Below are 14082 nucleotides of genomic sequence, written 5' to 3' on the forward strand. Positions count from 1 at the left end.
CCGATGACGGAAGCGCAAGCGGGGATATGGTATGCTCAGCAGCTTGATCCAGATAACCCCATTTATAATACAGCGGAATGCATTGAGATTCAGGGACCTCTCGATCAGGATAAATTTGAGATGGCAGTTCGGCAGATGGTAGAGGAATCAGGTACGTTAACCGTGACCTTTGAAGAAGGAGAAGAAGGACCTTATCAGTTAATCCGTACGGATATGAAATGGGATCTAGAGATCATTGATGTCAGTGATCTTTCCAATCCTGAGCAGACAGCACTGAATTGGATGCAGATGGACCTGAGGACGCCTGTAGACCTGAGAAGTGATCTTATCTTTGCCGAGGCTCTATTTAGGCTGGGTAATGACCGCTATTATTGGTATCAGCGTGTGCATCACATCGCGATCGATGGATTTGGCGTAACACTGCTTCTAAGAAGAGCAGCCCAAATCTACACTGCACTAGTTCAGAACGAGCAGCCGGTACCAAGCAAATTCGGCTCTATATCTTCCATACTTCAAATGGAGAATGCCTACAGAACTTCTGAGCAAAGAGCCGCGGCCCGCGATTTCTGGCTGGAGAAGTACAAGGATGGGATCGAAATCGCTAGTCTTGCTCAGGAAGCAGCGGCAACGGGTCAAGCGAATTCCTTTTTTCGTGAAAGCTTGTATCTGACAGAATCCTGCTGCCAGAGTCTTCAGCGAGCCTCCAAAAATACAGGATCGGTATGGAGTGAAGTTATCGTTGCTGCCATCGCCGCCTATATGCACCGTCTGACGGGGTCAAAGGAGATTGTATTTGGACTGCCCATGATGAACCGAACGGGTTCTGGAGCTCTGTCTGTTCCCACTACAGTAATGAATGTGATTCCGCTTCACTTGCAATTGCAGGAAGGGCATTCTTTCACAGCATTGATTCAGCAGACAGCTTCTCGTATGAGGGAAGTACGACAGCACCAAAGCTATCGGCATGAGGAGTTAAGGCGAGACTTGAAGCTTAATTTAAAGGCCCAGAACTTATATGGACCAATCATTAATATTATGCCTTTTGAGTCGACTTTGAAATGGGGCGGGCACACGACAGGCCTTGTTCATAATCTGGCTGCTGGACCTGTGGAGAATTTGACATTTAACCTATACGGATCTGCGGATGGGAAAAAGCTGAGATTGGATATCGACGCTAATCCTCAGCTCTATAGTAAGGAAGAAATACATCAGCATCTGCTCAGGCTTAGTGCTTATATTGAAAATCTGGCGAGTCATCGTACGGATGACTATTTCCGGCATACTGAGGTTCTCCTTCCTGAGGAGAAAGAACTCGTATTGTATGAATGGAACAGAACAAAGGATTCTGTGAATGATGCGAAGCACGTCATCGCGTGGTTTGAAGAACAGGCAGATAAAACTCCTGATCATACAGCAATTACCTATAACAACGAATCAGTAACCTATCATGAGTTAAGTGTTCGAGTGAATCGGCTCGCAAGGCTGCTGATCAAGAAGGGAGCAGGGCCAGAAGAATTAGTAGCCATTCTGTTGAACAGATCCGTGGATATGGTCGTATCCATGCTGGCGGTTCTGAAGTCCGGCGCTGCATATTTGCCCTTAGACCCTGAATTTCCAGATGATCGGCTGGAGTACATGCTTCACGACTCTAAACCACTCTTGTTGATTACTGAGCATGAAATGAAAGAAAGAACCTTTGTACCGGATCAGCTCTCCTTGCTTGTGGCGGATGATCCCCTGCTTGCTGCAGAGCTGTCTGCTTCTGCAGGGCATCCATTCACAGCGCATGAGAAGGTAGGAGCTAGGTCCGTATCCCCCGAGCATCCGGCTTATGTCATCTATACTTCCGGTTCAACGGGCAAGCCAAAGGGAGTCGTTGTCACTCGAGGCGGAGTCAGTAATTTCCTTCTAGCCATGCAGAATTTGCTTCAGGTGAACTCCTCGGATCGACTGCTTGCGGTAACAACGGTATCGTTTGACATTGCGGTATTGGAGCTGTTTCTTCCACTTCTGCATGGGGCAGAAGTGATAATCGCACCCAAAAGAACAGTCCAGGACCCTGAAGCGTTCTCAAGACTCGCTTCTGTATCCGGTATGACAATGATGCAAGCGACACCGACATTATGGCAGTCTCTGGTGTTAAGCTGCCCCGATCAGATTACAGGTATCAAGGTTCTGGTAGGAGGCGAAGCCTTGACAAAAGAGCTCTTCGAGCGTTTCACAGAGCTCAATTGCGAAGTCGTGAACCTATACGGACCGACAGAGACGACCATCTGGTCCTCAGCAGCGCTGCTTCATGAGCGGAAGGGTCAGACACCTGTCATAGGCAGTCCAATCAGAAATACACAAATGTATATTCTTGACTCGAGACTTGAGCCCGTTCCGCCAGGAATTGCCGGTGATCTGTACATTGCAGGCGATGGTCTAGCTAGAGGTTATCTGAATCGCACGGGACTCACTGCCGAACGATTTATCGCGAATCCATACGGCGAACCCGGATCAAGAATGTATCACACGGGAGATCTCGCCAGGTGGCAGACAGATGGAACAATTGCATATATCGGCCGAAGTGATCATCAGCTCAAAATCAGAGGCTATCGCATAGAGCTTGGAGAAATCGAATCCGTACTGATGAGTCACAACGCTGTACTCAAATCTGCTGTCGTTGCGAGAAGTGATGCCTCCGGTGAGCAGCGTCTGGTGGCATATGTTGTAGCTGATGAAGGCCAACAGCTGAATTCCAGTGATCTTCGTGCTTATGCAAGCGTACAGCTGCCTGAATATATGGTGCCATCCGCTGTCGTCTTCATGGAGGAGCTTCCGTTAACTCCTAATGCAAAGCTGGATCGCAAAGCACTGCCTGCGCCTGATTTTACTGCTGAATCCGGTTCGAGACTTCCACGGACACCGCAGGAGGATCTGCTGGCTGAACTCTTTGCAGAAATATTGAAGCTTCCGAGAGTGGGGATTGATGACAGCTTCTTCGATCTTGGCGGTCATTCCCTTCTTGCAGGACGTCTTCTGCTTCGAATTCGGGATGTATTTGACAAGGATATTTCCATTGTACATCTGTTTGAGGCACCGACAGTAGCCAAGCTCGCGAAAAAGCTGATGACAGCTGATAGATCGCGTCCGTCTATTCAGCTTACGGAGCGGCCTCAGGTAATCCCGCTGTCATTTGCTCAGAAACGCATCTGGTTTCAGCATTTGCTGGAAGGTCCAACGCCAACCTATAACATTCCCGTAGTGATCGAAATGACCGGCGAGCTGGATATAGCAACACTGGAGCAGGCATTTTACGATGTGACGAATCGGCATGAAGCGCTTCATACTCTATATCCTGAACATCAGGGAAGCGCCAGACAGCACGTTTTACCTGAGGGAGAGAGGGCACCACGATTTACGATCAGCCAGATTGATGAGATGGAGCTGTGCACGAGCATCGATGAAGCGATCAAGTATTCTTTTCAGATTGAGACAGAGGTGCCGGTACGAGCTGACTTGTTCGTGCTGAACTCTAATCAATATGTGCTCGTCCTGCTCCTGCATCATATTGCATGTGATGGCTCGTCACTAAACCCCTTATTAAACGATCTGTCTGAGGCGTATCAATCAAGAACGACGGGTCAAGCACCTCCGTTTGCTCCGCTGCCGCTTCAATATGCGGATTATGCCGTATGGCAGGAAGAGTGGTTTAACGGGCGCAAGCAGGAAGAGGGCAATCCGCTGACAGAGCAGCTTAAGTATTGGAAAGAACAGCTTGCAGATCTGCCAGAGGAGCTGGAGCTGATTCGCAATCGTCCACGGGTATCCGATCACGGCAATGCAGCAGGAATTGTGACGCTTGAGGTAGGAGCCGAGCTTCATGATCAGCTCTCTAAGCTAGCGAAGGATACGAAGAGCAGCCTGTTCATGGTGCTTCAATCCGGACTCGCGGCTCTGCTTACCCGTCTCGGTGCAGGCACTGATATTCCGATAGGAAGTCCGATCGCCGGTCGTAACGATGATCAGCTGACGAATATGATCGGCATGTTCATTAACAATCTGGTGCTTCGTTCGGATACTTCGGGGAGTCCGTCATTCAGAGAGCTCGTGGACAGAGTGCGCAGATCTGATCTGATGGCCTTCGAGAATCAGGATATCCCATTTGAACAGCTGGTTGAACACTTAAATCCGAGCCGGGTAAGCGGAAGACATCCGCTGTTCCAATTGATGTTTGCTTTTCAGAATACACCGGATCCAATCCTTGACATTCCAAATCTTAGCACCAAGGTGGAGATTATGAATACGGGATCAGCCAAGTTTGATCTCACGCTGGAGCTTCGTGAACATCGAACTAACGAAGGTGCTCCAAACGGAATTCATGGCTGGTTTGAATATAATAAAGCCTTGTACGACGAGGAAACAGTAGAATGCTTGGCAGGCTGGTATATCAAACTGCTTGAATCTGCCGCTGCAGATCCGGATATGCCAATCGAGCGATTGTCCATGCTGGCTGTGTCTGAAAGACAGTTTATGCTTGAGCTGGGTACCCCAGCTGCTCCTGAGATTCCGGGTATGAGCATTAAGGAATGGTTTGAGCAGCAGGCGGCAAGATCAGGCAATAATACAGCGATTACTTATGAAGGACAAAGTCTCACTTATGAAGAGCTGAACGCACAGGCGAATCAGCTGGCTCATTTGCTCATACATCAGGGTGTCGGACCCGAGAAGATTGTAGCCCTTGCTCTTCCTAGATCCTTGTCCATGATCATTGGAATACTGGCGGTCATTAAATCCGGAGGCGCTTATCTGCCTCTAGATCCTGAATACCCTCAGGACAGGTTGGCTTATATGATCGAAGATGCTGCACCAGTAAGCATCATCACTCATTCAGATGTGATGTCTCATATTCCTGGCATGGATGGGATTCCACAGATTGTTATGGACGATGAATCCGTAATGGATTTGCTGGATACGTTGTCCATCCATAATCCTGGAGAGGAAGATATGCCAGTTCCGCTGAGACCAGCGAATACCGCTTATATTATTTATACATCAGGGTCTACAGGCAAACCGAAGGGAGTCATGATTCCTCATCAAAATGTCGTGCGTTTATTCAAAGCGACAGATGAATCATATTTCTTCAATGAAAGTGATGTATGGACATTGTTCCATTCCTATGCGTTTGATTTCTCCGTGTGGGAAATCTGGGGGGCTTTGCTGTACGGTGGGCGGCTAGTCATTGTTCCTCATTCGGTAACGAGAACCCCTGCTGAATTCCATCAGCTGCTGATCGATGAACAGGTGACGGTGCTTAACCAGACCCCTTCTGCATTTTACTCCTTGATGCAGGCGGATCAGGAGCAAGTTGTAATCGCTGCAGATCTGAATTTACGTTATGTGATCTTTGGTGGAGAAGCACTAGAGCTGGGTCGCCTCAAATCATGGTATAGCCGGCACCCCGAACAATCTCCACTGCTGGTGAATATGTATGGCATTACCGAAACGACCGTACATGTGACATTTAATCCTCTAAGTCAGGAAGCAGCCGAGGCGAGAGCAGAGAGCAGCTTAATCGGTGAACCGATATCCGACCTGAAGCTGTACGTGCTTGATGATTATCTCCAGCCTGTTCCTTGGGGAATTACGGGGGAAATGTATGTAGCAGGAGCCGGCCTTGCCAGAGGGTATTTGGGAAGACCGAGCTTAACAGCGGAACGATTCATCGCTGATCCTTACGGTAAGCCCGGAGAAGTTATGTACCGGACCGGAGACCTTGCTCGCTGGACTATGGATGGGAATCTCGATTACATTGGTCGTGCCGACCATCAGGTGAAGATTCGCGGTTTCCGAATTGAGCTTGGTGAGATCGAAACCGTTATTGCTGAGCATTCTTCTGCGCTGCAGACCGCTGTTGTGGTCCGAGAGGATCAAATCGGAGACAAGCGCCTGGTTGCCTATATCGTAGCTAGAAGTGAAGAGATGCCGGATACGATAGAGCTGAAACGTTCGCTTGGAGCTGCATTACCGGAATATATGATTCCAAGCGCATTTGTCGTCCTGGACCGGCTGCCGCTTACGGCAAATGGCAAGCTCGACAAAAAAGCACTGCCTGCACCGGATTACGGGCAGCTGGTGAGCTCCCGCGGTCCGCGGAATCCTCAGGAAGAACTGCTTTGTGAGCTGTTTGCAGAGGTGCTAGGCTTATCCAGGGTAGGCATAGATGATGGCTTCTTCGATCTCGGAGGACATTCCCTCCTTGCAGTTAAGCTGATGAGTCGAATTCATGATGCACTTGGCATTCAGCTTGGAATCGGCAATTTGTTCGAGGCACCGACGGTAGCGAAGCTGAGCGACAGACTGGAGGAAGGAGACTCCCTCAGTGCACTTCATGTCCTGCTGCCACTCAGGAAGAGCGGTCAGGAGTCTGCTCTGTTCTGTGTTCACCCTGCCGGTGGACTCAGCTGGTGTTACGCAGGACTCATGAAGACACTTCCTTCAAGTGTGCCGATTTATGGGCTGCAGGCCAGAGGCATTGGGAAGAAGGAGCTGCTGCCTGGATCTATCGAGGAGATGGCAGCAGATTATATCGAGCATATCCGCCAGGTACAGCCGAGTGGTCCCTATCGTCTGCTCGGCTGGTCACTCGGAGGAAATGTAGCTCATGCTATTGCAGTCCAGTTAGAAGCACAGGGTGAAGAGGTCGACATACTGATTATGCTGGATGCGTATCCTGGGCATTTCTTGCCGCTCGGTACAGGTCCAAGCGAGGAAGAAGCTTTAATTGCGTTACTGGCTCTGGGAGGATATGATCCAGACGACGTGACGAATGATAGGCTTACTCCCGAGCATGCATTTGAAATTCTCCAAAGGGAAGGCAGCGCGCTTGCCAGTCTATCGGAGGAGACACTGCTCAACCTGAAAGACACGTATGTAAATTCCGTTAGTATTCTGGGATCTTACGTTCCTGGCCGTTACAATGGGGAGCTCCTGTTCTTCAAATCAACGATCATCCCGGATTGGTTCGAACCGATTGCTCCTGAGACCTGGGAGCCATATATCGGCGGAGCAATGGAACAATACGATCTGAATTGCAGACATAAGGACATGTGCCAGGCGGGACCACTCGAAGAAATCGGACGAATTATCGCAGAGCGTTTGGCGAACAGAAATCGAGTATATGTCTAACTAGGAGGGAAGAAGCATGGCAAATCCTTTTGACAATGAAAATAGCAGCTTCGTTGTGCTGATCAACGATGAGGAGCAGTACTCCATGTGGCCGGAAATGATCGATGTGCCACCAGGCTGGACGATCGTGTACGGTACAGATAATAAGCTGGCATGCCAGAACTATATCGAAGTGCACTGGACAGATATGCGTCCCAAGAGCCTGCGATAAACGGAGCTAAGAGTGTGAGATAGTAGAAAGAAAAGAAAGATAATAGATAGAAGCTAAGTGGAGAGACCAATCAGAAAGAGAACACGAAAGACACAGTGATAGAACTTAATGACAAAACAAGGTTTCGGCGTAAAACAAGATATAAACCATCTTAAATGATAAGCAACATCGAAAAAGCAGCAGGGCTATATGATGAACAATCATAGACTCTGCTGCTTTTTTGTCATTCATATAAGACATGAATATCAATATCCTGATTGTAGTTGCCAAACCCTGATCCGAACAAGCTGATTCCTCCAGGGTGCTCGGAGTTCTGCCTGCACTCGATCCGAAGACGGATCTCGTCTCCTTTTCTAATATTTAGCTGCTTCGCAGTTATATCCGACAGCCGGATCCCATCCAGGAAGGTTCCTTCTGCTCGGAGCATCACTGTTTTTAACAACCCGTGTTGTGTTCCGAGCGTCCACCATCCAGGGGTGAATACACCAGGCGCATGACCGTAGTCTCCAGGACATGTCCAAGTGCCTAGCTCGGTATCGTTAATATAAAATGTAATATCCGAGGGCCAGTCTTCATTATACCCAGGGGCTTCCGAACAGATCTCAAGAGTCATACTAAGGCTCTTGATCGCTTGATCGCCTACCAAATAGTTGGGGATGGAATATTCAACATAACCGGTGCCAAACCATAAATGCTTGGCCATTACACGGTCAGGATCGGCAAAATAACGCGGATCGTCCATCATGCCGATGAGGCCGCTCTCGGAAGCCAGTCCGCAGGTTGGGTTGACTTGATAGCGAGTATATTGACCTACAGGAATACTGACCGAGTAACCGCTGCGATCTGTGCTTACCGGTGAGGTGAATTGCAGGGTGACTGAGTCCTGGATAAGCCGGCATATCTTCTGCCTTCCACGTGCTCCGGACAAGCTTTCGGTACCTACAATTCCGGCCTCTTCCAGCTTCTGAATATGCTTGGTGATCATGGCTGACGATAGCGACAGCTCAGCGGCCATATCTTTAATGTTTCGAGGCTTTTCATTCAGCATCTCGATAATTTTGACTCGCGTTTCCGAAGCGAAAGCTTCAAGAAAGGGGAAATGTTCAGAACTTACACGAATATTCATAGGTCGTTTACCCTCTGCATCAGTATCATTTTGATCAAATTATATAACTTTGAAGTTAATCAATCAACTTATTGTTGACGTTTTCATACATAGGGTGCATAATTTTGCTTGAATAAAGTTTCGTTTAGGATGTTTTAATTAACTTATAAATTAACTAATGGAGGCAGAGACCATGTCAGAATGTTATAGAAATGATTATCCAAGACCTCAGTTCATACGTAAGGAATGGCTCAATCTTAATGGAGAGTGGGAGTTTGAATTTGATGATCAGGTGAAGGGTGATGAGGAGAAGTGGTGGGAAAGACAGGAGAAGTACTCCAAGCGGATTCAAGTACCATTTGCTTATCAGAGTAAGCTGAGCGGGATAGCCGAATCTGATTTTCATGATCTAGTATGGTATCGCAGGTCATTTCAGCTGCCTGAGCATTATAAAGGGAAGCACATCATAATGCATTTCGGTGCCGTGGATTACGAGGCCTCTGTTTGGATTAACGGAAGTTTGGCGATGACACACACTGGAGGACATACACCGTTTAGTGCAGATATTACATCTTTTATCCAAGATGGCAAGAACGAAGTGGTCGTTCGAGCACAGGACTACAGTACAGATGTAACGCTTCCGCGAGGGAAGCAGTATTGGCTGCAGGATTCAGCGAGCATTTTTTACACGCGTACCACCGGTATTTGGCAGACGGTATGGCTGGAGCCGGTAGCTCCTTCTTACATCGCAAAAGTGCGTATGACCCCGGATATTGATCGGAAACAGATTGAGATCAAAGCATTTATTGAGCGTTCTGAAACGAAGACACGGCAATACCTCAAGACTCGTATTGAATTCAAAGGCAAGCTGATCGCTGAGGATCAGTGCCTTGTCACTGCAGCCAGTGAAACCAGATCCATACAGCTTCATGACTTTAACGATCACGGACTTGGCGGATGGTGGACACCGGAGAACCCGAACTTGTACGACGTGACCTTCGAGCTGCTTCAGGATGGAAGCGTAGTTGATCAAGTGGAGAGCTATTTCGGTATGAGGAAGATTTCGATTGAGAACGGACAGCTGTGTCTGAACAACAGGCCGTATTTTCAAAGACTGGTTCTGGACCAAGGCTATTTTCCGGATGGAAATCTAACACCTCCTAGCGATGCAGCGATCAAACAGGATGTAGAGTTAACGAAAGCTATGGGCTTCAATGGCGCACGGAAGCATCAGAAGCTGGAAGATCCCAGATACTTATACTGGTGCGACAAGCTTGGACTTCTCGTGTATAGTGAAGCGGCGAATGCTTATGAATTCTCTGAGCAATATGTGGAGCGGTTTACGAAGGAGTGGCAGGAATCGATTGAACGAGACTATAATCACCCTTCAATCATCGGCTGGGTTCCTTTGAACGAGAGCTGGGGGGTCCCGAATATATGGGCCAATAAACAGCAGCAATATCATGCGCTGGCGATGTACTATTTGACGAAATCGCTGGATCCGACGAGGCCGGTCGTCTCGAATGACGGCTGGGAAATGACGAAGACGGATCTGTTTAATATCCATGACTATGAATGGCGTAAAGAGGTATTAGAGGAGCGTTACCGGACAATCGATCATGTGCTGGCTTCAAGACCTTCTAATAGGGAATTGGCAGTTACGGGATTTCCTTATGAAGGGCAGCCGGTTCTAGTCAGTGAATTTGGAGGCATTGCATATAAGAAGAGTGAGTGGGAGGGCTGGGGATACTCTGGTGCAGAGAATGATGAAGATTATGCGGCCCGCCTTCAGGCTGTCATTGATCCGCTGCATCGTTCAAGTGTAGTACAGGGCTTCTGTTATACACAGCTTACAGATGTGGAGCAAGAGATCAACGGACTACTCACTTATGATCGGGTGCCTAAGCTGCCGCTGGAGACGATTAAAGCAATCGTGCTGGGTAAAGCATAGTAAGTGCGACAACCGGATGATCCATCGTGATCATCCGGTTTATTGTACAATGCCATCAATATTCATTGACAAGTTTCCAAAGTGTCTCTATATTGGTTTAGTACAGTTTAGTTAACTGAACTAAACTGTACTTGTGATGTCAATTTTTAATCATAAGAGGAAGTTAGCCGAATCCTCTGCAAAGGGGCTGATATTAAATACATGAATGATTATATCCAGGTGGTTACACGGATGAATCAGGTGCTCGATGAGTTTAATGTACTGATTACTAAAGAAGTGAAGGATTTAGATGACTATAATCTGACTTCTCAGCAGGAGGTCATTCTCATCTATATATCCAAGCACGAGCGAATTACAGCGAACGAGATATCACAAGCTTTTGACATTACCAAAAGTGCTGTCAGTCAGGTCCTGACCAAGCTTGAGCAGGAAAAGATGATTCTGAAGCAGGTGAACCCGGATAACCGAAGAGAGTCCTTTATCGTGCTTGATGAGCAAGGTCAGTCGTTTATTACGAAGCTGGCACAAATTGATCAGGTGATGATTGACAAATATTATTCGAAGATCGACCTGCCTAAATTGATTCAAATGACAGAAACGATGGAAGAAATCAACAAGATTATTAAGAAGAGCAAACTAGAGATGTAATCTACACACGAATATTGACGGAGGACTTAAGACACATGTCACTGATGTTAAGAAACAGGGGAGCGATTCTCCTGTTGATGCTAAATATATTTATCGTTTTCACAGGAATAGGACTCGTTGTTCCGGTCATGCCCACCTTCATGAAGGAGCTATCCATGAGCGGAAGCATTGTAGGGCTGCTTGTCGCAGCCTTTTCAATGACTCAGTTCTTGTTCTCGCCGCTTGCAGGGAGGATGTCGGATGCACTTGGCCGTAAAAAAATTATTATCATCGGGATGGTCATTTTCGCCATATCCGAGCTTATGTTTGGAATGTCGAATACAGCCTTGCTTCTCTTCCTTGCCAGATTCCTGGGAGGTATTGGGGCTGCGCTGATTATGCCTGCTGTCATGGCCTACACGGCGGATGTTACTTCTGGTGAAGAGCGGGCCAAGGGAATGGGATATATTAATGCGGCCATAACAACCGGATTTATTATCGGTCCAGGGATTGGTGGATTTCTGGCCGAATATGGCGTCCGGGTTCCTTTTTATGCAGCAGCCGCAGCAGGTGTGGTGGCAGCGGTAATTACGCTGCTGGTTCTGCCAGAATCCAAGCGCAGCACGGAGAGCGAGGAGGAAGTGGTGAAGCTCCCGAGTCAAAGCCTGTTCACTCAACTGCGCTATTCTTATCGTGAGCCCTACTTCCTGGCACTCATTATTGTGTTCGTTGCTTCGTTTGGACTTGCCAATTATGAAACGGTATTCAGCTTGTTCGTCGATGAGAAGTTTGGATTTACGACACGGGATATTGCCATTATTATTACATTTGGCTCAATAGCTGGTGCAGTGGTGCAGGTCACGATCTTTAGCTGGATTCTAAATAAATTCGGAGAGAAGAACGTGGTAGCCGTCTGTTTGTTTGCTGCCGGACTGTTCATTATCTTGACGCTGTTCGTGCACAACTACTGGCTCATCCTCGTCGTTACTTTTATCGTATTTTTATCCATGGATATATTGAGACCGACGCTGAGTACCCAGATGTCCAAGATGGCAATGGAGCAGCAGGGCTATATTGCTGGACTTAACTCGGCATTTACGAGTATGGGTAACGTACTCGGACCAGTGATCGCCGGATTCCTATTTGATATCAATATTAACTTTCCGTATATATCAGCAAGCATTATTTTATTCCTGTGCTTTATTCTCGCACTTCGGGCAAGAACCGATGTACGAATTAGAGGCTGAGGCGAGGTTGATGGGAGTCCTGGTGTAGAACGGGTGCAGAGCTATGCAAAAAAACAGATCGTTCCGATGCATGTCGGGACGGTCTGTTTTTTGTGATATGTGATATTAGTACATCTATGCTGTATATTGAAAGAGGAAGATGACTTCTAATATATGGGAGGGATGAAATATGGACTACGATCATCTGCGCAGGCTTGCTGAGAAGTATGCTGATCCACCGACGCATTACACTTTGGTCATGGAGGATAGTATACCGAAGGAGAATGCACAGTACCGGGTATTTGTGTGGGAGAATTCTGACAATGTAGAGGAAACCATTGAGGTTGATTTGGATCTCCACAGCAAGGAACTTTTAAGACTACAAAAAGATAGACAAGCAGAACTGTCTTCGTTCAGCTCACCTTCTGATAGAAGTGTAAAGGATAGGGCGCAGGAAATGTTGGAGCAGTACTTACAAGAACCGGATCGTTATATGTTTAACGAAATAAAATATATTGAGGATAAAGTGAAGGTGGATTATAGACTGCAGATCGGAGGCCTTCCACTCCCTCATACGGGCTGCGAGTTTATTTTTACCAGAGACTTGGACTTATTCAGATTTAGATTTGAAGGTAATAAGTCTATTTCCGCAGCAATCCCTCATTGGCCCCATGAGGTGATCGAACCCGACATGATTAGAGCGAATCTGTTGAGCGCATTTGACATGGAGCTAAGAATTCAATATTTTTATTCGACGATATATGATTACCAAGGCTCAGACTCCACATTTAAGCTTGTATACACCGCAGTTCCTGAACGACAAATCATCTGTGCAGTTACGGGTGAGGATCTATTCGATAAAGATCATTATAGATTGCCTAGAAGTGAGCCTATGGTACAAGCAGGTGATGAATCCTTCACTGAACTGAAACTTCAATGCGAGACTGTGTCTGATTCTATAGATTCCGCGCTTAAGAAGTGGGAGGAACGTTTAGGGATAGATTTGTCCATTTTTGAGCGGGAAGAAATGAAGGATGAAGAAGGAGAGATCCGCTGTTTATATGCATTAAGGAACCAGAATAGAGAAATGGATCAAGACGCTGCTCAAGAACCAAACCCGCTTCAGACAGAAGCTTACTTTAAACATAGATGGGGCAAAATATTCGACCGGATGATTTATTCTTGCAAGCTCTCCATTGATAAAAACACAAGCCGCCTTCTAGCATTTCATGCATTTGAACAGGAAGGGGAAACGGAGACATTGCAGGAGGCGCTTGGCAGGTCAGCTTGCAGGGAGATCGCCGAGCTTTTTCTTGCAGATGTTTTTCCAGAGCATGGGGCTTTATTGCATAGAGAAATGGATAGCGACCTGGAGAATGAGGAGCCGAGTAAAAAGGAATTCTTCTTCTACCCTTTATTTATGTCCGGTATTCAGGTAGCTTACGAGCAAGTTATGATCGTTGTAAATACAAGAAACGGACGAATTAGCAGCTACCGGGGGATAAGTCCACATTTGATAACAGAGTTAATGTCCGTGGAGCACCAACCGAAGCTTACGACAGAGGAAGCGTATCAAAGATATAGCCAGAAGTTGGATGTACAGCTGAAATGGTTCTTACATACCGCGTCTACGGGAGAGAAGGAATATAAGCTGGTATATGAACCTGTGGTGAAGTACAAGAGCGAGGCAGAGGTCCTTCATACACGTACTGTATATATAGATGCGAACTCAGGTGAATGGATTTATAGAAAAGAATAATAAAAAGGTCCGCCAGTGCCGGAATTATGGTTC

At 47.1% G+C, this 14082-nt stretch carries 7 protein-coding genes; 6 read left to right on the forward strand and 1 reads right to left on the reverse strand.

All coding sequences use genetic code 11. The features are described from left to right. The first annotated feature begins 3 nt into the window (after positions 1-3). Both PUW25_RS10845 and PUW25_RS10850 read left to right on the forward strand, forming a co-directional pair. Positions 4-7170 (forward strand): amino acid adenylation domain-containing protein, encoded by a 7167-nt coding sequence (locus PUW25_RS10845; protein ID WP_274338289.1) that lies wholly within the window; start codon positions 4-6, stop codon positions 7168-7170. A gap of 16 nt (positions 7171-7186) precedes the next feature. Beyond that, positions 7187-7381 carry an MbtH family protein gene (locus PUW25_RS10850; protein ID WP_205053235.1) on the forward strand — a complete coding sequence of 65 codons (195 nt, stop codon included), beginning with the start codon at positions 7187-7189 and terminating at the stop codon, positions 7379-7381. Positions 7382-7604: 223 nt separating this feature from the next. Here PUW25_RS10850 and PUW25_RS10855 read toward each other — a convergent pair whose 3' ends face one another. Then, on the reverse strand, positions 7605-8507 hold the full coding sequence (locus tag PUW25_RS10855; protein ID WP_205053234.1) for an ArsR/SmtB family transcription factor: 903 nt from the start codon (positions 8505-8507) through the stop codon (positions 7605-7607). A 172-nt stretch (positions 8508-8679) separates the two neighbouring features. On the opposite strand from PUW25_RS10855, the gene PUW25_RS10860 reads away from it, so the two are divergent. From PUW25_RS10860 to PUW25_RS10875, 4 genes are all read left to right on the forward strand, one after another. Next, a complete protein-coding gene (locus tag PUW25_RS10860) occupies positions 8680-10437 on the forward strand; it encodes a glycoside hydrolase family 2 protein (protein ID WP_420799947.1) in 1758 nt (585 codons plus the stop codon). 201 nt (positions 10438-10638) lie between these two features. Then, complete coding sequence (locus tag PUW25_RS10865; protein ID WP_047914018.1) at positions 10639-11085, forward strand: MarR family winged helix-turn-helix transcriptional regulator; 447 nt, start codon at positions 10639-10641, stop codon at positions 11083-11085. Between the two features lie 35 nt (positions 11086-11120). Continuing rightward, a complete protein-coding gene (locus PUW25_RS10870) occupies positions 11121-12311 on the forward strand; it encodes an MFS transporter (RefSeq protein ID WP_047914017.1) in 1191 nt (396 codons plus the stop codon). Positions 12312-12480: 169 nt separating this feature from the next. After that, complete coding sequence (locus PUW25_RS10875; RefSeq protein WP_047914016.1) at positions 12481-14049, forward strand: YcdB/YcdC domain-containing protein; 1569 nt, start codon at positions 12481-12483, stop codon at positions 14047-14049. The last annotated feature ends 33 nt before the right edge of the window (positions 14050-14082 follow it).

Source organism: Paenibacillus urinalis, assembly GCF_028747985.1.
Classification (GTDB): domain Bacteria; phylum Bacillota; class Bacilli; order Paenibacillales; family Paenibacillaceae; genus Paenibacillus; species Paenibacillus urinalis.